Annotated in this window: 19 protein-coding genes, 2 tRNA genes and 1 pseudogene; 15 read left to right on the top strand and 7 right to left on the bottom strand. The window is 60.3% G+C overall.

The window, feature by feature from the left end:
• Positions 1-30 precede the first annotated feature (30 nt).
• Both ACOYXG_RS05660 and ACOYXG_RS05655 read left to right on the top strand, forming a co-directional pair.
• Positions 31-1,746 (top strand): proline--tRNA ligase, encoded by a 1,716-nt coding sequence (locus ACOYXG_RS05660; RefSeq protein WP_041070725.1) that lies wholly within the window; start codon positions 31-33, stop codon positions 1,744-1,746.
• Positions 1,747-1,763: 17 nt separating this feature from the next.
• Positions 1,764-2,717, top strand: coding sequence for a hypothetical protein (locus ACOYXG_RS05655; RefSeq protein WP_027614341.1), 954 nt, complete (start codon positions 1,764-1,766; stop codon positions 2,715-2,717).
• Positions 2,718-2,836: 119 nt separating this feature from the next.
• Here the strand turns inward: ACOYXG_RS05655 and dinB are convergent, their stop codons facing one another.
• Positions 2,837-3,898 (bottom strand): DNA polymerase IV, encoded by a 1,062-nt coding sequence (dinB, locus tag ACOYXG_RS05650; RefSeq protein WP_460356385.1) that lies wholly within the window; start codon positions 3,896-3,898, stop codon positions 2,837-2,839.
• Between the two features lie 280 nt (positions 3,899-4,178).
• On the opposite strand from dinB, the gene ACOYXG_RS05645 reads away from it, so the two are divergent.
• The 5 genes and pseudogenes from ACOYXG_RS05645 to ACOYXG_RS05625 form a co-directional block, all read left to right on the top strand.
• Positions 4,179-4,255, top strand: a tRNA-Met gene (locus tag ACOYXG_RS05645).
• A 220-nt stretch (positions 4,256-4,475) separates the two neighbouring features.
• A tRNA-Met gene (locus ACOYXG_RS05640) sits at positions 4,476-4,552 on the top strand.
• Between the two features lie 279 nt (positions 4,553-4,831).
• Positions 4,832-7,471 carry a bifunctional lysylphosphatidylglycerol flippase/synthetase MprF gene (gene mprF / locus ACOYXG_RS05635; protein WP_460356383.1) on the top strand — a complete coding sequence of 880 codons (2,640 nt, stop codon included), beginning with the start codon at positions 4,832-4,834 and terminating at the stop codon, positions 7,469-7,471.
• Positions 7,471-8,763: a virulence factor family protein gene (locus tag ACOYXG_RS05630; RefSeq protein ID WP_103367813.1), complete on the top strand. Its 1,293-nt coding sequence runs from the start codon at positions 7,471-7,473 to the stop codon at positions 8,761-8,763. Before mprF ends, ACOYXG_RS05630 begins: the two co-directional genes overlap by 1 nt.
• 341 nt (positions 8,764-9,104) lie before the next feature.
• A pseudogene (locus ACOYXG_RS05625) lies at positions 9,105-9,236 on the top strand (DUF3077 domain-containing protein); the annotation flags it as partial.
• A gap of 185 nt (positions 9,237-9,421) precedes the next feature.
• On the opposite strand, the gene ACOYXG_RS05620 reads toward ACOYXG_RS05625, so the two are convergent.
• Positions 9,422-11,263, bottom strand: coding sequence for a potassium transporter Kup (locus ACOYXG_RS05620; protein WP_430962683.1), 1,842 nt, complete (start codon positions 11,261-11,263; stop codon positions 9,422-9,424).
• A gap of 349 nt (positions 11,264-11,612) precedes the next feature.
• Here ACOYXG_RS05620 and rimO point away from each other — a divergent pair, with 349 nt between their 5' ends.
• The 5 genes from rimO to tsaA all read left to right on the top strand — a co-directional run bounded on the left by rimO (position 11,613) and on the right by tsaA (position 15,900).
• Positions 11,613-12,950 carry a 30S ribosomal protein S12 methylthiotransferase RimO gene (gene rimO / locus ACOYXG_RS05615; RefSeq protein ID WP_003222282.1) on the top strand — a complete coding sequence of 446 codons (1,338 nt, stop codon included), beginning with the start codon at positions 11,613-11,615 and terminating at the stop codon, positions 12,948-12,950.
• A gap of 328 nt (positions 12,951-13,278) precedes the next feature.
• Positions 13,279-13,752, top strand: a complete 474-nt coding sequence (locus ACOYXG_RS05610) for a GNAT family N-acetyltransferase (RefSeq protein ID WP_027611095.1) — start codon at positions 13,279-13,281, stop codon at positions 13,750-13,752.
• 189 nt (positions 13,753-13,941) lie between these two features.
• A complete protein-coding gene (locus tag ACOYXG_RS05605) occupies positions 13,942-14,652 on the top strand; it encodes an rRNA pseudouridine synthase (RefSeq protein ID WP_346651736.1) in 711 nt (236 codons plus the stop codon).
• 72 nt (positions 14,653-14,724) lie between these two features.
• On the top strand, positions 14,725-15,192 hold the full coding sequence (locus ACOYXG_RS05600; protein ID WP_027611093.1) for a YehS family protein: 468 nt from the start codon (positions 14,725-14,727) through the stop codon (positions 15,190-15,192).
• A 9-nt stretch (positions 15,193-15,201) separates the two neighbouring features.
• Positions 15,202-15,900, top strand: coding sequence for a tRNA (N6-threonylcarbamoyladenosine(37)-N6)-methyltransferase TrmO (tsaA, locus tag ACOYXG_RS05595; RefSeq protein ID WP_460356377.1), 699 nt, complete (start codon positions 15,202-15,204; stop codon positions 15,898-15,900).
• 171 nt (positions 15,901-16,071) lie between these two features.
• Here tsaA and fpr read toward each other — a convergent pair whose 3' ends face one another.
• Positions 16,072-16,851 (bottom strand): ferredoxin-NADP reductase, encoded by a 780-nt coding sequence (gene fpr, locus ACOYXG_RS05590; RefSeq protein ID WP_007908723.1) that lies wholly within the window; start codon positions 16,849-16,851, stop codon positions 16,072-16,074.
• Positions 16,852-16,984: 133 nt separating this feature from the next.
• Here fpr and ACOYXG_RS05585 point away from each other — a divergent pair, with 133 nt between their 5' ends.
• Entirely contained in the window at positions 16,985-17,911 is a 927-nt protein-coding gene (locus ACOYXG_RS05585; protein WP_027611091.1) for a LysR family transcriptional regulator, read from the top strand.
• Here the strand turns inward: ACOYXG_RS05585 and ACOYXG_RS05580 are convergent.
• The 3 genes from ACOYXG_RS05580 to ACOYXG_RS05570 all read right to left on the bottom strand — a co-directional run bounded on the left by ACOYXG_RS05580 (position 17,908) and on the right by ACOYXG_RS05570 (position 19,966).
• Positions 17,908-18,270, bottom strand: coding sequence for a diacylglycerol kinase (locus ACOYXG_RS05580; protein WP_003222276.1), 363 nt, complete (start codon positions 18,268-18,270; stop codon positions 17,908-17,910). The two genes, ACOYXG_RS05585 and ACOYXG_RS05580, sit on opposite strands and share 4 nt — an antisense overlap.
• A gap of 74 nt (positions 18,271-18,344) precedes the next feature.
• Positions 18,345-18,995, bottom strand: a complete 651-nt coding sequence (erdR, locus tag ACOYXG_RS05575) for a response regulator transcription factor ErdR (protein ID WP_027611090.1) — start codon at positions 18,993-18,995, stop codon at positions 18,345-18,347.
• Positions 18,996-19,219: 224 nt separating this feature from the next.
• Positions 19,220-19,966 carry a tRNA-uridine aminocarboxypropyltransferase gene (locus tag ACOYXG_RS05570; RefSeq protein ID WP_177408950.1) on the bottom strand — a complete coding sequence of 249 codons (747 nt, stop codon included), beginning with the start codon at positions 19,964-19,966 and terminating at the stop codon, positions 19,220-19,222.
• Positions 19,967-20,155: 189 nt separating this feature from the next.
• Here ACOYXG_RS05570 and ACOYXG_RS05565 point away from each other — a divergent pair, with 189 nt between their 5' ends.
• Complete coding sequence (locus ACOYXG_RS05565; protein ID WP_027611088.1) at positions 20,156-20,581, top strand: PA3611 family quorum-sensing-regulated virulence factor; 426 nt, start codon at positions 20,156-20,158, stop codon at positions 20,579-20,581.
• Here the strand turns inward: ACOYXG_RS05565 and ACOYXG_RS05560 are convergent, their stop codons facing one another.
• On the bottom strand, positions 20,582-20,776 hold the full coding sequence (locus ACOYXG_RS05560) for a hypothetical protein (RefSeq protein WP_027611087.1): 195 nt from the start codon (positions 20,774-20,776) through the stop codon (positions 20,582-20,584).
• Between the two features lie 358 nt (positions 20,777-21,134).
• Between ACOYXG_RS05560 and ACOYXG_RS05555 the strand changes: the two genes are divergently transcribed.
• Complete coding sequence (locus ACOYXG_RS05555) at positions 21,135-22,253, top strand: LOG family protein (RefSeq protein WP_097086513.1); 1,119 nt, start codon at positions 21,135-21,137, stop codon at positions 22,251-22,253.
• The last annotated feature ends 7 nt before the right edge of the window (positions 22,254-22,260 follow it).

Here is a 22,260-nt window from a genome sequence, read left to right as displayed (position 1 = left end):
TCCAGTCATAGCAACCGACAACGGCCAACCATGCGCACCAGTCAATTTTTGCTCGCCACACAGAAAGAAACGCCTTCCGATGCGGTCGTCGTCAGCCACCAGCTGATGCTGCGCGCCGGCATGATCCGCAAACTCGCTTCGGGCCTGTACACCTGGCTGCCGATGGGCTTGCGGGTAATGCGCAAGGTTGAAGCCATCGTTCGCGAAGAAATGAACGCTGCCGGTTCTCTTGAAGTGTTGATGCCGAGCACCCAACCGGCCGAGCTGTGGCAGGAATCGGGGCGCTGGGAAGAATACGGCCCTGAGCTGCTGCGCATCAAAGACCGCCACGGTCGCGACTTCTGCGCGGGCCCGACCCACGAAGAAGTGATCACCGATCTGATGCGCAACGAGTTGAGCAGCTACAAACAGCTGCCAATCAACCTGTACCAGATCCAGACCAAATTCCGTGACGAAATCCGCCCACGCTTCGGTTTGATGCGCGGCCGCGAATTCATCATGAAGGACGCCTACTCGTTCCACGCCGATCAGGCGTCGCTGCAGGTCACCTACGACCGCATGCATCAGGCGTACTGCAACGTGTTCACCCGTCTGGGCCTGAAATTCCGTCCGGTTGAAGCCGACAACGGCTCGATCGGTGGCGCTGGCTCCCACGAGTTCCACGTACTGGCCGAGTCCGGCGAAGACGACATCGTCTTCAGCAATGGTTCCGACTACGCGGCGAACATCGAGAAAGCCGAAGCCGTGCCACGCGAAACCTCGCGTCCAGCGCCGGCCGAAGAGCTGCGCCTGGTCGACACTCCAGACACCAAGACCATTGCCGCGCTGGTGGAAAAATTCAATCTGCCGATTGAAAAGACCATCAAGACCCTGATCGTCCATGCCGAAGAGCCAGGCAAGCTGATTGCCCTGATCATCCGTGGCGACCACGAGCTGAACGAAATCAAGGCTGCCAACCAGCCAGGCGTGGCCAGCCCGCTGGTCATGGCTTCCGATGCCGAGCTGCGTGACGCCATTGGCGCCGGCGCCGGTTCGCTCGGCCCGCTGAACCTGCCACTGCCAATCATCATCGACCGCTCGGTCGAGCTGATGAGCGACTTCGGTATCGGCGCGAACATCGACGACAAGCACTACTTCGGCGTGAACTGGGAACGCGATCTGCCGGTTCCAACCGTTGCCGACCTGCGTAACGTCGTGGCCGGTGACCCAAGCCCGGACGGCAAAGGCACCCTGGAAATCAAGCGCGGCATCGAAGTCGGGCACATCTTCCAGTTGGGCAACAAGTACAGCAAGGCAATGAAGTGCGAAGTACTGGGCGAGAACGGCAAGCCGGTCACCCTGGAAATGGGTTGCTACGGTATCGGCGTATCCCGCGTGGTCGCTGCCGCCATCGAGCAGAACAACGACGACAAAGGCATCATCTGGAGCGACACCCTGGCGCCGTTCCAGATCGCTCTGGTACCGCTGCGTTATGAAACCGAGCAGGTGCGCGAAGCCACTGACAAGCTGTACGCAGAACTGACGGCGGCCGGTTTCGAAGTGTTGCTGGACGATCGCGACAAGAAAACCAGCCCGGGCATCAAGTTCGCGGACATGGAGCTGATCGGCATTCCTCACCGGATCGTGGTCAGCGACCGCGGCCTCGCCGAAGGCAACCTGGAATACAAGAGTCGCACCGAGGCCGAAGCGCAAGCGCTGCCGGTTGCCGATGTGCTGTCCTTCCTTCAGGCCCGTATCCGCCGCTGAATCCAGATAGAGACCTCATGTTCAAGCGAAACACCTTGGGCCTCGGTGGCGCCGCCTTGTGCGGCGCCCTGCTGGTCAGCGGCTGTGCCAATCAGATGTCACAGCGCAGCGAGCACGAAGAGCGGGTCGAGCGCAAACTGCTCGATCACAGCCTGCAGATCGATGTCGGTGAGCCTAAGGTGCTCGAACTGCCGCAGCGTCGCGTGAAAATCAACGAACAGAAGACCTTCGAAGTCACCGAGTTTGAGGTCACCCGCCGTTACGATCGCTACACGCCTTACCAACCCTGGCGCGAAATCTACGAGATTCCGCTGGGCGCGGTGGCCGTGGTTGCCGGTATCGGCGCCAATGTGGTCAACGTATTCGCTCTGGGCAACCTGCCGGACAGCGTGACCAAGGACTGGTTGAACTACGGCATTGCCGGGGTCAACCCGTTCATGAACGTGCAGTCCCACGGTCGTGCGCAACAGAATCTGGCCGGTATCGATGAAGTCCAGCGCGACAAGCGCACGGAGTATTCGAGCCTGCCGTGGAGCGAGCGTCCGGTGCAAGTCAAGGCCGGCAAGCAGACCTTCGACATGACCACCGACCGCAACGGCGTGCTGCGCCTGAACCTGCTGGACAGTCCGTTCGCCGAAAATGACCTGAATCATATCGGCAAACTGCAGATCAGCGTCGAAGACGGCAAGGATGACGTGCACAGCGATTCATCCCTGGCGATCAGCAGCCATTTGCGCAGCAAGTTGCTGGAAGCGCACGGGCTGATTTACGACGATCTGGAAGACGACGAAGTGAGCCAGTGGGTCCACCGGGTCAAGCGTCTGTCGGAGCTGGGTCTGGAAGAAGAAGCCAGCGAGCTGGAGCAGAGCCTGATCGAACTGACGCGTAACGATCCTGAGTTGCAGGCGGAATTTCTCAAGTCGCTGACCAAGGATGCGGGGCGTCTGGTCGCTGATCCTGGACCGAATTAAGCCTGAAAAGCTTCGCGAGCAAGCCCGCTCCCACATTTGATCGAGTTCCTTCAGATGGAATGCAATCAAATGTGGGAGCGGGCTTGCTCGCGAAAGCGGCATCAGCAACACCACAGGCATTAGCGCTCAAACAACTCCATCTGCTCAAACCCGCCGCGCAAATCCTCCAGCCTCACCCCTACCCCCAACAACCGCACCGGTTTCCCACCCCGGTTGAACGCCTGCGTCAGCATCAACTGATAACTGCCCAGATCGCGCCCTGCCCCGGCTTGCTCCAGTGTGGTCTGGGTAAAGTCATGGAACTTCACTTTGACGAACGGCTTGCCCGGGCGATAACTGCTGTCGATCCGCGCCATGCGGGTTTTCAGGGTTTCCAGCAGCTCCGGCAGCTTGTCGAGGCAACTGCGCAGATCCGGCAGATCGACGTCGTAGGTGTTTTCCACACTGATTGACTGACGGCGGCTGTCGTTGTGCACCAACCGGTCATCAATCCCACGGGCCAGACTCCAGAGTCGCTCACCGAAACTGCCGAATTCGCGCACCAGCGCCAACTTGTCCCACTCGCGCAGTTGCAGGCAATCGACGATGCCGAGCTTGCCCAGTTTGTCGGCAGTGACTTTGCCGACGCCGTGCAACTTGCTCACCGGCAAGCCACTGACGAAATCCTCGACCTGATCCGGGGTAATCACGAACAACCCGTTGGGCTTCTTCCAGTCACTGGCGATCTTGGCCAGAAACTTGTTCGGGGCCACGCCCGCAGACACGGTGATGTGCAACTGATTGGAGATCCGCCGGCGGATATCTTGCGCGATGCGCGTGGCACTGCCGCCAAAATGCGCGCTGTCGGAGACGTCGAGGTAGGCCTCATCCAGCGACAGCGGCTCGATCAGGTCGGTGTAATCGCGAAAGATCGTATGGATTTCCTTCGAGGCTTCGCGATAGGCCTCCATGCGCGGCTTGACGATGGTCAGGTCGGGACACAGCTTCAAGGCATGCCCGGACGACATTGCCGAACGTACGCCATACGCCCGCGCTTCATAGTTGCAGGTGGCAATCACCCCACGCCGATCCGCCGACCCGCCCACCGCCAGCGGTTTGCCGGCCAGGTTCGGGTCGTCGCGCATCTCGATGGCGGCGTAGAAACAGTCACAGTCGACGTGGATGATTTTTCGCTGGGTCATGACAGAAAAGGAAACATGGCGAGCCGGAAACGCAGTATCTCACTGACACCTGTATATAGCACCAGTGGTCTGAATGTTCTTTTCAGCCTGTGGGAAAACCACGATGAATTTATTTTCTCAATCGAGAATCACCGACCGATAGAGCTGAAAGCCTTGCCCCGCCTGCCCTGCGCGCCCGTCTCCTGCACTGGAAAAAGCGCTAACCGATTGAACAGGAACAGATTTATCCAGATTCAAGGTTGACACCCCGGCGATCCTCTGTAGAATGCCGACACACAGACGCGGGATGGAGCAGTCTGGTAGCTCGTCGGGCTCATAACCCGAAGGTCGTCGGTTCAAATCCGGCTCCCGCAACCAAACATCAAAAAAGGCTACTCGAAAGAGTGGCCTTTTTTGTGTCTGTCTGTTTTTCAGACCAGCCTCTGCATCACGCACATCGGGGCGAACAGGAATTCGTTGCATTTCCGAAACTTACCGCGCCGCTGCGACCGTTTGATGCAAATTCACACTTATTTGACCCTTTACGGGATTAGCGGTTGACACCTCGCCGTTCGCCTGTAGAATGCCGCCACACAGACGCGGGATGGAGCAGTCTGGTAGCTCGTCGGGCTCATAACCCGAAGGTCGTCGGTTCAAATCCGGCTCCCGCAACCAAACATCAAAAAAGGCTGCTCGAAAGAGTGGCCTTTTTTGTATCTGTGGAAAAAGTCCTTTCGCAACAATGATCTGTCACGCTGCAGTGAAACGCTCAGGATCATCAGACCGACCGAGTTGCGACTATGCTTGAGTCGCAGGCAAGACGTCTGCAATCCATGACCCGCCCTCGCCGATCCCGGATGAGAGGCGTAGTATTTTGTGATTATTTTTTTCTACAGGGATTGGTAACTTGGCTGGATACCTCCATCCTGTCGCGCACAATCCAAGAGGTGATTGATGCGCGCCAACTCGTCTGATTCACAAGACACCGTCACAGCAGAACATCCGATCAAACCCGAGCGCCTGCGCTTGCTGGATCGGTTGAGCAAATATCGCCAGCCGATCGGTCTGGCGGTCACGTTGCTGCTGTTTGCCATTGCGCTGATTGCCTGTCGCCACCTGCTGAGCGAACTCGATCTGTATGCCCTGCATGACTCGATCCTGGCGGTGCCGAAACCGGCCCTGCTCGGTGCGTTGGGTGCAACGGTGGCCGGCTTCATCATATTGCTGGGCTATGAATGGTCGGCCAGCCGCTATGCCGGCGTGACACTGCCGCCGCGCACTCTGGCGCTGGGCGGCTTCACCGCATTTGCGATTGGCAACGCCATCGGCCTGTCGCTGCTGTCCGGCGGCTCGGTGCGCTACCGTTTATATGCACGCCATGGGCTGGGCGCCTCCGAAGTCGCGCACATGACGCTGTTCGCCAGCCTGTCGCTGGGTTGCGCCCTGCCACCGCTGGCGGCTCTCGCGACCCTGAGCGACCTGCCCGCCGCCTCCGCCGCACTGGGCCTGTCAGAAGGCTTGCTCGGCACGATTGCCATGGTGCTGCTGGGTCTGGGCGCGATTCTGGCGATCGGCATCTATCGCCGCCGTCTGCCGGAGCAACCGTACCGCGACAACCTGCTGGTCAGGGCCGGTCGCCGGACGCTGCGCCTGCCCGGCCGACGCCTGACCTTCCTGCAACTGATCATCACCGCCCTCGACGTCGCCGCAGCGGCCACCGTGCTTTATCTGCTGCTGCCGGAAGCCCCGCCGTTCGGCGCCTTCCTACTGGTGTACCTGCTGGCCCTGGCCGCCGGCGTCCTCAGCCATGTGCCGGGGGGTGTCGGGGTTTTTGAAGCGATCCTGCTTGCCGCGTTTGCCGACACCCTCGGGGCCGCGCCACTCGCCGCCGCCCTGCTGCTCTATCGTCTGATCTACGTCGTGCTACCGCTGCTGGTGGCCTGCCTGTTTTTGCTGATCAACGAAGGCCAGCGCCTGTTCCAGACCCAGACCATGCGCGCCGCATCCGGTCTGGCCGCGCCGATTCTGGCGGTGCTGGTGTTCCTGTCCGGCGTGGTGCTGCTGTTTTCCGGCGCCACCCCGGAGATCGACACCCGTCTTGAACACATCGGTTTTCTGATCCCGCATCGCCTGGTTGACGCCTCGCACTTCGGCGCCAGCCTGATCGGTGTGCTGTGCCTGATGCTGGCGCAGGGCCTGCGCCGTCGCCTGTCAGCCGCGTGGATGCTGACCACCATTCTGTTGCTGGTCGGCGCCCTGCTCTCGCTGCTCAAAGGCTTCGACTGGGAAGAAGCCACGCTGATGACACTCACCGCTGCGTTGCTCGGAGTGTTCCGTCGTTCGTTCTATCGTCCGAGCCGCCTGACCGAACTGCCGTTCTCGCCGCTGTATCTGGTGGCCAGCCTTTGCGTCCTGGGCGCCTCGACCTGGTTGCTGCTGTTCGCCTATCAGGACGTGCCGTATAGCCATCAACTGTGGTGGCAGTTCACCCTAGACGCTGACGCCCCGCGCGGCTTGCGTTCGCTGCTCGGCGCCGCCGTGCTGTTACTGGTGATCGCGCTGACCTGGCTGCTGCGCACCGCGCGCCCGGTGATCCACCTGCCGACCCCGGACGAACTGGATCGCGCCGCGAAAATCCTGATGGCTTCGTCGCAACCCGATGGCGGCCTCGCGCTGACCGGTGACAAGGCGTTGCTGTTTCACCAGAACGACGAAGCCTTCCTGATGTACGCCCGCCGTGGCCGCAGCCTGGTGGCGCTGTACGACCCGATCGGCCCCGGCCAGCAACGCGCCGAGATGATCTGGCAGTTCCGCGACCTGTGCGACATCCATCACGCTCGCCCGGTGTTCTATCAGGTACGTGCGGAAAACCTGCCGTACTACATGGACATCGGCCTGACCGCGATCAAGCTCGGCGAAGAAGCCCGGGTCGATCTGCAGCGCTTTGACCTGGAAGCCAAGGGCAAAGAGATGAAGGACCTGCGCTACACCTGGAACCGTGGTACCCGCGATGGTCTGTCGCTGGAAATCCATGAACCGGGCCAGGCGCCGATGGACGAGTTGAAAGTGATTTCCGATGCGTGGCTGACCGGCAAGAACGTGCGCGAGAAAGGTTTCTCCCTCGGTCGGTTCAGCGACGATTACCTGAAGCATTTCCGCATTGCGGTGATTCGCTTCGAAGGTCGCCCGGTGGCGTTCGCCAACCTGCTCGAGACTTTCAGCCATGACCTGGCCAGTCTGGACCTGATGCGCTCGCACCCGGACGCCCCCAAGCTGACCATGGAATTCCTGATGGTCGGCCTGATTCAACACTATAAGAGTCACGGATACGCGCGCTTCAGCCTGGGCATGGTGCCGTTGTCGGGGTTGCAACCCCGGCGTGGTGCACCGCTGACCCAGCGTCTGGGTTCGATGGTCTTCCGCCGTGGTGAGCAGCTGTACAACTTCCAAGGCTTGCGCCGCTTCAAAGACAAGTTCCAGCCTGACTGGGAACCCCGTTATATGGCAGTGCCCGCCGGACTCGATCCGCTGGTGGCGCTGGCCGATACTGCTGCCCTGATCGCGGGCGGCTTGACTGGATTGGTGAAACGCTGATGATTCAACGCTCCCTGAAGTACATCCTGGCCGCACTGATCGTGCTGGCCGTGATTGCCGGCGGCGGTTACTGGTACCTCAAACGCCCGGCACCGCAACCGACTCTGCAACCACTGACGGCCGCCGACGGCACGGTAATGACCCGCGTCATTCCCGGCACCCAGCCCAAGGCTCAGGTGCTGGTCGCGGTCAATGACGACCAGAAGCTGACCGACAACCAACTGAGCACCCTGAGCCGCAGCGCCTCGGCGCAGATCGTTCAAGTGATTCTGCCCAAGGACTGCCTGCAACAGAGCCGCGCCCTGCAGACCGGCCTGCGCGAACTGAACGGCCCGGCCACGCTGGTCAGCGGTATCGGCCCTGGCGCCGTGCTGGCCTGGCGCTGGTTGTCCGAGCAGAAGGACGACAAGGCCCAGGCGATCTCGGTTGACCTGGCGCTGGAAAAACCCGGTTGCACTCACCTGCTGCCGAAAGCCGCGGCTCATGGCCACTGGCTGGTGGCATGGAACGACAACCCGGACGACACCAGCGCCGGTTTCGTGCGCGATCAACCGAACGCTGAAACCAGCATCAGCGACTACGACATCAACCTGCCGCAAGTGCTGAACAACGAGCTGCGCAAGATCCTCGTCGGCGGCGACAAGGCCAACGGCGGTCTGGCAATCCCGGTGGTGGAAGTGCCGGCCGGTCAGGCCAAAGACACCGTCACGCTGTTCCTCTCCGGTGACGGCGGCTGGCGCGACCTCGACCGCGACGTAGCGGGCGAGATGGCCAAGATTGGCTACCCGGTGGTCGGCATCGACACCCTGCGCTACTACTGGCAGCACAAGAGCCCCGAGCAAAGCGCGCTGGACCTGACCGAACTGATGCAGCACTACCGGCAGAAGTGGGGCACCAAACGCTTCATCCTGACCGGTTACTCGTTCGGTGCCGACGTCCTGCCAGCGATCTACAACCGCCTGCCGGACACCGAGCAGCAACGCGTCGACGCCATCATCCTGCTGGCTTTCGCCCGCACCGGCAGCTTCGAAATCGAAGTCGAAGGCTGGCTCGGCAACGCCGGCAAAGAAGCCGCCACCGGCCCGGAAATGGCCAAGCTGCCTGCCGCCAAAGTGGTGTGCATCTACGGCGCCGAAGAAACCGACGAAAGCGGCTGCACCGACAAGACGGCAGTCGGCGAAGCGGTGAAACTGCCTGGCGGCCACCACTTCGACGAGAACTACCCGGCGCTGGCCAAGCGCCTAGTGGACTTGATCGAGAAGCGTCAGAGCAAGGATCAGCCGGCAGAGTGATCTGAGCCGGCCAAACAAAAAGCCCCCGCAGCCTTACGCTTGCGGGGGCTTTTTACATTCCAGCAATCCACACATTTCCCTGTGGGAGCGAGCTTGCTCGCGAAGGCGGCGTTTCAGCTAACGGGTTCGTCGACTGACACTACGCCTTCGCGAGCAAGCCCGCTCCCACAGGGTCAGTTTCGTGCCGGATGTTTAGTTTCGTTTACTTCCAGTTTCGCAATATCAGATGACGCCCACAGACCTTGTAGGCAAACTCCGAAACTCGTGTTCGGGCGCTTTGCGGCTCTATTGCGCTGTTTTTTGACGAGATACTCTCTGGACGTCGCTGACCCATTCAGCACCACGCCTGGGCTGCGCATTACCTGACCGTGATGGGCAAAGCCTTGATTGATGACGTGATCCAAGCGCTGATGCCGCGACCTGCGCGGACGAAGACCGAATCTGAAGCCGAACTGGCTGAACCCACCTCATAACCTTGTGGGAGCTGGCTTGCCAGCGATGGCGGTGAGTCAGTCGACATTGATTCTTGATGTGCCGGACTCATCGCTGGCAAGCCAGCTCCCACAGGGGATTTGTGGTGGACTTGAGGTTTATGTGCGGGCACAAAAAAGCCCCCGCCAGCCTCGAAGCTGACGGGGGCTTTCCAGTTAGGGCGCGACTACATCTCCACCTGCGTCCCCAACTCAATAACCCGGTTCAGCGGCAGATTGAAGAACCGCAGGTTGCCGTTGGCATTTTTCAACATGAACGCAAACAGCGCCTCGCGCCAGCGGGCCATGCCTTCGAGTTTCGAGGCGATGACCGTTTCGCGGCTGAGGAAGTAGGTGGTGCGCATCGGGCTGAAGTCCAGTTCATCCAGATGGCACAGTTTCAGCGCCTGAGGCACATCCGGCTCGTCGGTAAAGCCGAAGTGCAGGATCACCCGGAAGAAGCCTTCGCCGTGGGCCTCGACTTCGAAGCGGCGCGATGGCGGCACGCGCGGGATGTCTTCGTAGACCACGGTCAGCAGCACCACTTGCTCATGCAGTACCTGGTTGTGCAGCAGGTTGTGCAACAGCGCATGCGGCACCGCGTCGGAGCGTGCGGTGAGGAACACCGCCGTGCCCTGCACGCGGTGCGGTGGTTGCACGCGGATGCTGCTGATGAAGATCGGCAGCGGCAACGCGCCTTCGTCGAGGCGTTCGACCAGCAATTGCTTGCCGCGCTTCCAGGTGGTCATCAGCACGAACAGCGCAATACCGGCGATCACCGGAAATGCACCGCCCTGCACGATCTTCGGCACGTTGGCGGCGAAATACAGACCGTCCACCAGCAGGAAACCGATCAGCACCGGCACCGCGAGGATCGGCGGCCATTTCCACAGCAGCAGCATGACGGCCGACACCAGAATGGTGGTCATCAGCATCGTACCGGTCACTGCCACGCCGTAGGCCGAAGCCAGGGCGCCAGAGGATTCAAAGCCGAGTACGAGCAGCACTACGCCGACCATCAGCGACCAGTTCACCGCGCCGATGTAGATCTGACCTTGTTCATCGCTGGAGGTGTGCTGAATGTACATGCGCGGGATGTAACCGAGCTGGATCGCCTGACGAGTCAGGGAGAACGCGCCGGAAATCACCGCTTGCGAGGCGATCACCGTGGCCAGCGTCGACAGCCCCACCAGCGGAATCAGCGCCCAGCTCGGCGCCAGCAGGTAGAACGGGTTACGCGCCGCTTCCGGATTTTCCAGCAGCAAAGCACCCTGACCGAAGTAGTTCAGCACCAGTGCAGGCAGCACCAGCAGGAACCACGCACGGGCAATCGGCTTGCGCCCGAAATGGCCCATGTCGGCGTACAGCGCTTCGGCACCGGTCAGCGCCAGTACCACCGCGCCGAGGATCGCCACGCCCATGCCGGCGTGCACCATGAAGAAACGCACCGCCCAGACCGGATTCAACGCATGCAGCACTTCCGGGTAATGGCTGATGCCATACACCCCGAGGGCGCCGAGCACCAGGAACCAGGTCACCATGATCGGCCCGAACAGAATGCCGATCCGCGCCGTACCGTGGCTCTGGATCAGAAACAAGCCGACCAGCACCACCAGCGACAACGGCACCACCCAGTGATCGATACCGTCGAACGCCAGGCCCAGACCTTCGATCGCCGACAACACGGAAATCGCTGGGGTGATCATGCTGTCGCCGTAAAACAGCGCCGCGCCGATCAGTCCGCAAACCACCAGCAACGAACGCAACCTCTTGCGCTTGCCCGCCGCACGACGTGCCAGTGCGGTGAGCGCCATGATGCCGCCCTCGCCCTGGTTGTCGGCGCGCAGGACGAACATCATGTATTTGATCGAAACGACCCAGATCAGCGACCAGAAGATCAACGACAGAATGCCCAGCACCCCATCGTGATTGACGGGCACGCCATACGCGCCGGAAAACACTTCTTTGAGGGTGTACAACGGGCTCGTGCCGATGTCGCCGTAAACTACCCCGACTGCCGCGACCAGCATGCTCAGCGGTTTTGCAGCCGAATGCTCGGCGCCCGCCGCCTGACTACTTGCCTGACCCATCCAACACTCCTGATTCTCGAACCGGCTTCTTTGAATGAAGCACTATGCTTTGTGGTGCAGCATGCGCTGTTTTACCTGTTGTTACAGACGTTTTGTTGACTGTAAAAAATTGGTAAAGCTCAACGGCGCGAAGCATAGCGCAGCACTCGTCGTATTTCCCTGCATAAAGCTGGTCAAGTGCGTTGCTCATCGCTAGAATTGCGCACTTTTTGATCAGAGGCGCACCCTGAGCGCCCATCCGTCGGCTTTCCCACACGGCAAGCGACGTCACAAAACACCGAGGTTAGACATGTCCACCACTCCTGCGCCGGCCAATCCAAAGGTTGGCTTCGTATCTCTGGGTTGCCCGAAAGCACTGGTCGACTCCGAGCGCATCCTGACCCAGCTGCGTATGGAAGGCTATGACGTGGTGTCCACCTATCAGGACGCCGACGTGGTGGTGGTCAACACCTGCGGTTTCATCGACTCGGCCAAGGCTGAGTCGCTGGAAGTGATCGGTGAAGCGATCAAGGAAAACGGCAAGGTGATCGTCACCGGTTGCATGGGCGTGGAAGAAGGCAATATCCGCGACGTACACCCGAGCGTGCTGGCCGTGACCGGCCCGCAGCAGTACGAGCAAGTGGTCAACGCCGTGCACGAAGTGGTGCCGCCGCGTCAGGATCACAACCCGCTGATCGACCTGGTGCCGCCGCAAGGCATCAAGCTGACTCCGCGTCACTACGCCTACCTGAAGATTTCCGAAGGCTGCAACCACAGCTGCAGCTTCTGCATCATCCCGTCGATGCGCGGCAAACTGGTCAGCCGTCCGGTGGGTGATGTACTCGACGAAGCCCAGCGTCTGGTCAAATCCGGCGTCAAAGAGCTGCTGGTGATCTCGCAAGACACCAGCGCCTACGGCGTCGACGTGAAATACCGCACCGGCTTCTGGAACGGCGCGCCGGTGAAAACCCGCATGACCGAACTCTGCGAGGCGCTGAGCACCTTGGGCGTGTGGGTGCGTCTGCACTACGTTTACCCGTACCCGCACGTTGACGAGCTGATCCCGCTGATGGCCGCCGGCAAGATCCTGCCGTACCTGGACATTCCGTTCCAGCACGCCAGCCCGAAAGTGCTGAAGGCGATGAAACGCCCGGCGTTCGAAGACAAGACCCTGGCGCGGATCAAGAACTGGCGCGAGATCTGCCCGGATCTGATCATCCGTTCGACCTTCATCGTCGGCTTCCCGGGCGAAACCGAAGAAGACTTCCAGTACCTGCTGAACTGGCTGACCGAAGCCCAGCTCGACCGCGTCGGCTGCTTCCAGTACTCGCCGGTCGATGGTGCGCCCGCCAATGATCTGGACCTGGAAGTAGTGCCGGACGACGTCAAGCAAGACCGTTGGGAGCGTTTCATGGCGCACCAGCAGGCGATCAGCTCGGCCCGTTTGCAAATGCGCATCGGCCGCGAGATCGAAGTGCTGGTGGACGAAGTCGACGAGCAAGGCGCCGTCGGCCGCTGCTTCTTCGATGCCCCGGAAATCGACGGTAACGTATTCATCGACAACGGCAGCAACCTCAAGCCGGGCGACAAGGTCTGGTGCAAGGTGACTGACGCTGACGAATACGACCTGTGGGCTGAGCAGATCTGATCTGAAGATCAAAAGCCCCTCACCCTAACCCTCTCCCTGAGGGAGAGGGGACTGATTGAGTTGCTCTTTCGAATGACGGCGACTTGAAATATCGAGTCGACCTCAGATTTTGAACAGCATGAAGATCAGCTCCCTTTCCCCCTCGCCCCCCTTGGGGGGAGAGGGTTGGGGTGAGGGGGAAGCTCTTGCAGGCAACATTAACAGCCAGCCAGACACCGAAATAAATACAAAAAGCCCCGCTCTTTTTACGAGATGCGGGGCTTTTTTGCGTCTATCGTTTGCAGCGGGAAGGAATCCCGCTCATCCATTTGAAAAGAGGCAGCCGGGCATGCGTCAGCATTCGGTCATTCACACGCCGAAACTCAGCGATTATCAGGAACTGACCCGGGTCTGGGAGGCCTCGGTCCGCGCGACCCATGATTTCCTGCCGGACAGCTACATCGAGTTGCTGCGTAATCTGGTGCTCACGCGTTACCTGGATGCAGTGATGCTGATCTGTACCAAGGACGCCAACCAGCGCATCACCGGATTCGCCGGGGTGGCGGCGGGCAAGATCGAAATGCTGTTCATCGATCCCGAGTATCGTGGCCAAGGCTTGGGCAAGAAACTGCTCAACTACGCCATGCAACATCTGAATGCCGATGAACTGGACGTCAACGAACAGAACCCGCAGGCGCTGGGGTTTTACTTCAAGCAGGGTTTTGAAGTGATCGGCCGCTCGGAGGTGGATGGCATGGGCCAGCCGTACCCGTTGCTGCATATGCGCCTGCGGCAGACCCAGCAGCGCTCAAGTAACGGCTGACACACCAAAGAACCCTTGTAGGAGTGAGCCTGCTCGCGATAGCGCCGGACCAGCCGACATCAATGCTGAATGTTAGACGGCAATCGCGAGCAGGCTCACTCCTACAAAAAACCACCTACCGAAATGGAACCGGGCTTAACCGGCGCCAGGCAGGTACAATGCCCACCCCTTTTTTGTTACGGCCCTGTCATGACTGACCCGATTCGCCTCTCCAAACGCCTCATCGAACTGGTCGGTTGCTCCCGCCGGGAGGCCGAGCTGTTCATCGAGGGCGGCTGGGTCACCGTGGACGGCGAAGTGATCGACGAACCGCAATTCAAGGTCGGCGAGCAGAAGGTCGAGCTCGACAAGGACGCTCAGGCCACCGCGCCGGAGCCGGTGACTATCCTGCTCAACGTGCCGGCGGGCATGGACGTCGACACCGCTATGCAATCGCTCAGCGCAGACACCCTCAGCGAAGAGCACCGCTACGGTAAACGCCCGCTGCGTGGCCACTTCCTGCGCCTGACAGCCAGCGCCGATCTGCAGCCCAAGGCCAGCGGTCTGCTGGTGTTTACTCAAGACTGGAAAGTACTGCGCAAGCTGACTGCCGATGCGGCCAAGATCGAGCAGGAATATGTGGTTGAAGTCGAAGGCGACATGGTTGCCCACGGCCTCAATCGCCTGCAACACGGCCTCACCCACAAGGGCAAGGAGCTGCCGCCGGTCAAAGCCAGTTGGCAGAACGAAAACCGCCTGCGCTTCGCCATGAAGAACCCGCAGCCGGGGATCATCGCGCAGTTCTGCGAAGCGGTTGGCCTGAAGGTCGTCGGCATCCGTCGCATCCGCATCGGCGGCGTGTCGATCGGCAAGGTTCCGGTCGGCCAATGGCGCTATCTGTCCGGCAAAGAGAAGTTCTGAGGCTTCCACTGCTGCCACACATTTCGGCAGCGCGCCTGCGTGTTGCCCACAACGATTATCAGGATAACCCACATGATTCATAACGACGTACTGCGCAGCGTGCGCTACATGCTCGACATCAGCGACAAGAAAGTCATCGAGATCATCAAGCTCGGCGGCCTGGACGTGGAGCTCAAAGACGTCGTCGCGTACCTCGACAAGAAAGAAGAAGACGAAGAAGGCTTCGTGCGCTGCCCGGACGAAGTCATGGCGCACTTCCTCGACGGTCTGGTGGTGTTCAAGCGCGGCAAGGATGAAAGCCGTCCGCCGCAGCCGATCGAAGTGCCAGTGACCAACAACATCATCCTGAAGAAGCTGCGCGTGGCCTTCGAACTCAAGGAAGACGACATGCACGCGATCCTCAAGGCAGCCGAGTTCCCGGTGTCCAAGCCTGAGCTGAGCGCACTGTTCCGCAAGGTCGGCCACACCAATTACCGCGCGTGCGGCGACCAGTTGCTGCGCAACTTCCTCAAGGGCCTGACCCTGCGCGTTCGCGGCTGATAACGAAACGTGACTTACAGTGTCTCCCCCATCGGCTTCGTGCGCTCCTGCTTCAAGGAGAAGTTCGCCATCCCGCGCCAGCCGCAACTGGCCCCCGCCGCCCGTGGCGTGCTGGAGCTGGTGGCGCCGTTCGATCAGGGAGACGCCGTGCAAGGGCTGGAGCAGGTCAGCCATGTCTGGCTGCTGTTCCTGTTTCATCAGGCGCTGGAAGAAAAGCCGCGTCTGAAAGTGCGGCCACCGCGCCTGGGCGGCAACAAGTCCATGGGCGTGTTCGCCACCCGTGCGACGCACCGGCCCAATGGCATCGGGCAGTCTGTGGTGAAGCTGGACAAGGTCGAGGCCAATCGGCTGTTCATTTCGGGGATCGATTTGCTCGATGGCACACCGATTCTCGACATCAAACCGTATGTACCTTACGCCGACATCATCGCTGACGCCTCCAACAGCATCGCCAGCGCCGCGCCACAGCTGATTGACGTGCGGTGGACGGACGCCGCACTGCAACAGGCGCACGGCCATGCTCAGCGCCTCGGCGAGCCTCTGGTCGAGTTGATCGAGCAGTGCCTGGCGCAGGATCCGCGTCCGGCGTACCAGACGCCGACACCAGAGCGCGAATACGGTGCGCAGTTCTGGGATCTGGACGTGCGCTGGCATTACCCGACGCCGGAGCAGATCCGGTTACTGGAAGTCATCCCCGCCAACACCTGAACCCCGGAAACGCAAAAGCCCGCGCTGCCTTCTCAGGCAACGCGGGCTTTTCTGTGTAGCACGAAACCATTGTGGGAGCGGGCTTGCTCGCGAAAGCGGTGCGCCATTCAACATTGACGTCGACTGACAGCCCCCCTTCGCGAGCAAGCCCGCTCCCACAGGTATTGCGGGTTACTTCTCGACGAATGCACGCTCGATCAGGTAGTCACCCGGCTCGCGCATACGCGCCGAGATCTTCAGGCCGAAGCTGTCGAGCACTTCGCTGGTCTCGTCGAGCATGCTCGGGCTGCCGCAGATCATTGCGCGGTCGTCCTGCGGGTTGATCGGTGGCAGACCGATGTCGCTGAACAGCTTGCCGCTGCGCATCAGGTCGGTCAGACGGCCCTGGTTCTCGAACGGCTCGCGGGTCACGGTCGGGTAGTAGATCAGCTTGTCACGCAGCGCTTCACCGAAGAACTCGTTCTGCGGCAGGTGCTCGGTGATGAATTCGCGGTAGGCGACTTCGTTGACGTAGCGTACGCCGTGCACCAGGATCACTTTTTCAAAGCGCTCGTAGGTTTCCGGGTCCTGGATCACGCTCATGAACGGCGCCAGACCGGTGCCGGTGCTCAGCAGATACAGATGCTTGCCCGGGTTCAGGTCGTCCAGCACCAGGGTGCCGGTAGGCTTCTTCGAGATGATGATCTCGTCGCCTTCCTTCAGGTGCTGCAGCTGCGAGGTCAGCGGACCATCCTGCACCTTGATGCTGAAGAACTCGAGATGCTCTTCCCAGTTCGGGCTGGCGATCGAGTAAGCGCGCATAAGCGGGCGGCCGTTGGGCTGTTGCAGGCCGATCATCACGAACTGACCGTTCTCGAAGCGCAGGCCCGGATCACGGGTGCACTTGAAGCTGAACAGAGTGTCGTTCCAGTGATGAACACTGAGGACACGCTCGTGGTTCATGTTGCTCATGTACGTGGGACTCCTGGATATTGGGTCTGCGCTCGCCTTTGCGGCCAACAGTGCGCAATTGCATCGCATTCTAATAGCGACGACAATATCTGTTAACTGGATTATTAAGATAAGGGTTATCGGTTATATCGATATGCGATTTACTCTTCGTCAACTGCAAGTCTTCGTCGCCGTCGCCCAGCAGGAGAGCGTATCCCGTGCTGCGGGTCTGCTCAACCTCTCGCAGTCGGCGGCGAGCACCTCGATCACCGAACTGGAGCGCCAGTCCAGCTGCCAACTGTTCGATCGCGCCGGCAAACGCCTGAGCCTCAACGCCCTCGGCAAACAGCTGTTGCCGCAAGCGGTGGCACTACTCGACCAGTCCAAGGAAATCGAAGACCTGCTCAACGGCAAATCCGGTTTCGGCTCACTCTCGGTGGGCGCCACCCTGACCATCGGCAATTATCTGGCGACCCTGTTGATCGGCGGCTTCATGCAGCGCCACCCGGAAAGCCAGGTAAAACTGCATGTACAGAACACTGCCAATATCGTGCATCAAGTCGCTCATTACGAAATTGATCTGGGTCTAATCGAAGGCGACTGCAGCCATCCGGACATCGAAGTGCAGAGCTGGGTGGAAGATGAACTGGTGGTGTTTTGCGCGCCGCAGCACCCACTGGCCAAACGTGGCAGCGCGACCATGGAAGAGTTGACGCACGAAGCGTGGATTCTGCGTGAACAGGGTTCCGGCACACGCCTGACCTTTGATCAGGCCATGCGGCACCATCGCAGTGCGCTGAATATCCGCCTGGAGCTGGAGCACACCGAAGCGATCAAACGCGCGGTGGAATCAGGGTTGGGGATTGGCTGTATTTCGCGGCTGGCGCTGCGCGATGCGTTTCGACGCGGCAGCCTGGTGGCGGTGGAAACGCCGGATCTGGACCTGGCGCGGCAGTTTTACTTCATCTGGCACAAGCAGAAATACCAGACTTCGGCCATGCGCGAGTTTCTCGAGCTGTGCCGCGCCTTCACCGCCGGGGTGCAGCGCAGCGACGAGATCGTCTTGCCGAGTATCGCTTAAAGCAGAATCACCGCCCACACCAGGGCAATCATGCTCAGGGCCACGAATTGCGCGGCGCTGCCCATGTCCTTGGCGTTCTTCGACAGCGGGTGCAGTTCCAGGGAAATACGGTCAATCGCCGCTTCCACCGCCGAATTCAGTAACTCGACGATCAGCGCCAGCAGGCACACAGCGATCAGCAGCGCCTGTTCAACGCGACTGACATTCAGGAAGAACGTCAGCGGAATCAGCACCACATTGAGCAGCACCAGTTGGCGAAATGCGGCTTCGCCGGTGAAGGCTGCGCGCAGGCCGTCCAGCGAGTAGCCGGATGCGTTGAGGATGCGTTTCAGGCCGGTCTGGCCCTTGAAAGGTGACATAACGTAAAAACCAACCAGAAAGGAGTGGGAAAGCTAGAGCAACAAAAGTCAAAAAAGCGTGAAGACGCCAGCCTTTATTGGCTCGGAATTGACTCAAGTTGTTGCAGAAGTAATGCCGCCTGAGTCCGGGTGCGCACATTCAACTTGCGAAAGATCGCCGTGACGTGGGCCTTGATGGTCGCTTCGGACACGCTCAACTCGTAGGCAATCTGCTTGTTGAGCAGGCCTTCACAGACCATGGTCAGTACGCGGAACTGCTGCGGGGTGAGACTGGCCAGGCCGTCGCTGGCGGCTTTGGCTTCATCGGAAACACTGACGGCTTCGAATGCCTGCGGGGGCCAGAACACATCGCCATCGAGCACCTTGCGCACAGCTTGCTGAATCACATTCAGGTCGCTGGACTTGGGAATGAAGCCACTGGCGCCGAACTCCCGGGACTTGACCATGACCGAAGCCTCTTCCTGGGCCGAGACCATCACCACCGGAATCTGCGGGTACTGCCCGCGCAGCATGACCAGACCGGAAAACCCGAACGCGCCGGGCATGTTCAGGTCCAGCAGGACCAGATCCCAGTCGGATTTTTCGGTCAGGCGCGCTTCCAGCTCGGCGATGCTCGCCACCTCCACCAGTCGCACATCAGGGCCAAGGCCCAGTGTCACCGCTTGATGCAGCGCGCTACGAAACAGAGGGTGATCATCGGCAATCAGGATGTCGTATGTGGCCATTTTTCAAATGATCCTGTTTTTTGATGGCAGACCCGACGCATTCGGGCCTCGCCAAAGCAACTCGAGATACCGCCGCACAGCGCTATCCACAGGGGCACGTTCAACGCCAATCACGAGCAAACACGGCGTTTCAAACCTTGGCCGCACCCCAATCGGCGCCAAGCATGCCCAGCGTAGCCGGGGTGGTCAAGCAGCACGGCCGCCGCTGGGTGAAGTATGGGCCACTATGGGGCCAACACCGCTTGCGGCTTTCGTATATAAGGCAAGAGCTCGGCGTGGGCCGGAGTCGACTCGTTGAGCGGCAACTGTTGTTTGGCGCCTAGATAGTGCTGGCTGAACACATCGAAGTAAGCGTCCAGCGCCGACGCTGCATCGCTGTCCCCGGCCAGTTCCAGGCACAAAGCCGCGACTTCGGCGGTGCACAGGTGCTCGCTGCGGGTCGAGCGGCGCAGGCGATAACGCGAGAGTCTGTCGGGCAGCAGGCTGAGAATCGGCAAACGGTCGAAGTACGGACTCTTGCGGAAAATCTTGCGCGCCTCGGTCCAGGTCGCATCCAGCAGGATGAACAACGGACGCTTGCTGCTATCGGGCACGACGGTGTTGGTCACCCGCGACGGTTCTACATATTCGCCGGGAAATACAAGGTACGGCTGCCATTGCGGGTCGTTGAGCAGCGCCAGCATCCGCGGGTCCGGCTCGGTGCGCGACCAGATGAACGCGTGGTTGTCGCGCACCACATCGGCGATCAGCCAGCCGGTATTGCTCGGCTTGAACACTTCCTTGCCGGTCATGATCAGACACACACCGGAACGGGTTTCGACGGTCGGCCGCCAAGCGCACAGGCAGTGGCTGATGATCACCCGGCAGTCGCGGCAACGCTCGGAGCGAAAACCACGGGCCTGAATCGGCTTGATACCTTCGTCCTCGCGCTGGTCACGCAAGCGGGCTACGGCGTTGGGGGCATGATGGATCACGGGCAACGCCTTATGGCAGGAAAACTCGACACACACAGCACTCGGCAAGGCAATAAAGGGCGGCAGTTTACCAGAGCGACGAGCGCAAACCTGTACCGTCCCGACCGGCTCCCCTATAATCCGGCGCCACTGAACGCACAGCCACGGGGCTGGTCGAACCACCAGTCACTGAATCAGGAGAGTTTCATGCTGCGCCTTATCGTTCCTACCGCGGCCATCGCACTGGCGTTGTCCTTCAGCGCACAAGCGGCGTCCTTGAAAGAGCAGAATCTGAACAAAGAACTGCGCAACATCGCCGAGCAAAGCAGCGTCGGCACGCCGCGGGCGATCAATGAAGACATTCTCGATCAGGGCTACACCGTTGAGGGCGTTACCCTGATCAACCACCTGAGCGTCCAGGCCAGCCACGCCGAAAAGATGCGCGCTGACCCAAAAGCCGTGTATTTCCAGCTGGGTGCTTCGGTGTGCAATAACCCGTCGTACCGCAAGCTGATGGCCAAGGGTGCGATCATGCGTTACGACTTCAGTGAATATAAAACCAACAAGGCCATCGGCTCGGCCAGCTACCAGGATTCCGATTGCCCGAAAGCTGCCCCGGCGAAGAAGAAGTAATCATCGGGTATTGGCGCGCCGTTGTTCATCCTCGGCGCGCAATTCGGCCACCAGGGCCTGCAAGTAGCGAGAACGCCGTTCTCCACCTGCCAACCGACGGCAGCACTCCTCTTCGAGACTCACTTGATTGGTCTCGGCTGATGCTTTCAGCATCCGATACAACTGCGTATCGATTTCCAGAACCACTCTGGCCATCTCTCCCGCCTCCATGCCTGCTACCCGCGAATCCTTGAAAAGCGCGCACCCTGCGTACGGTTGCCGACTCAAAGCTGTCGTACAGTGCCTGTAGGTTAGTAAATCAGAGTGATTGCTCTACGGCGTACGTTCGGACGAGTGGTGAATATTCATTGCCAGCCAGCCCGCAACGGTTGCCAGGAAAGCCTGCGCGGCGTAAAGATCAACTCAGCGCAATGGCTCGCAAGGGTCTAGATTCAAAGTATTCCCGATCACCTGTTCACGGCAGAAAAAGGAGCTGCCGAGTGTGTGTGTTTTTGCAGCGCGGCACTGACGCCGCACGTCAGGGCCACCCGCTCTGTGCAGAAGGAGACGTTGAATGCCTTACCAACCGAATGACCTGCTCAGCCGACATTTTCAGGAAAGCGGCCCCGACCTCATCAGCAAGGTCGAAGAACAGCTCAAGCAGATTTCCCCCGACAGCCCGAACCTGCCGATTTATCGCGACATGATCCTGACCGTGCTGCGCATGGCCCAAGAGGATCACAACCGCTGGAACGCCAAGATCACCCTGCAGGCCCTGCGTGAACTGGAGCAGGCGTTCCGGGTGCTGGAACAATTCAAGGGACGACGCAAAGTCACGGTATTCGGCTCGGCGCGCACGCCGGTCGAGCACCCCCTGTATGCAATGGCGCGTGAACTCGGCGCGGCCCTGACGCGATCAGACATGATGGTCATCACCGGTGCGGGTGGCGGGATCATGGCCGCCGCGCACGAAGGCGCCGGGCGTGACCACAGCCTCGGGTTCAACATCACCCTGCCCTTCGAGCAGCATGCCAACCCGACTGTGGACGGCACCGGCAATCTGCTGCCGTTCCATTTTTTCTTCACCCGCAAACTGTTCTTCGTCAAGGAAGCCGATGCGCTGGTGCTGTGCCCTGGCGGGTTCGGCACCCTGGACGAGGCACTGGAAGTACTGACGCTGATCCAGACCGGCAAAAGCCCGTTGGTGCCAGTGGTGCTGCTCGATGTGCCGGGCGGAACATTCTGGCAAGGCGCCCTGGACTTCATTCGCCAGCAACTCGAAGAAAACCACTACATCCTGCCCACCGACCTGAAACTGATGCGTCTGGTCTATAACGTCGATGAGGCGGTGGAGCAGATCAACCAGTTCTACAGCAACTTCCACTCCAGTCGCTGGCTCAAGCGTCAGTTCGTGATTCGTATGCATCACAAGCTCAGTGACGTGGCGATGGCGCATATGCAGGAGGCTTTCGCCGATCTGTGCCTGAGTGACCAGTTCCATCAACACGCTTACAGCGGCGAGGAACATGACGAAGCGCAGTACAGCCACCTGGTGCGGCTGGCTTTCGCGTTCAATGCCCGAAATCATGGCCGTCTCAGGGAACTGGTGGATTACATCAACCTCCCCGAAAACTGGGCTCACACCCAACCGCAGACCGCCCAACGTGCACGTGAGCCATCAAAGGTAATTTGAAGGCAAA

The sequence above is a fragment of the Pseudomonas sp. G3-39 genome, from assembly GCF_054790485.1.
This window is presented reverse-complemented; position numbering and strand designations above follow the sequence as displayed.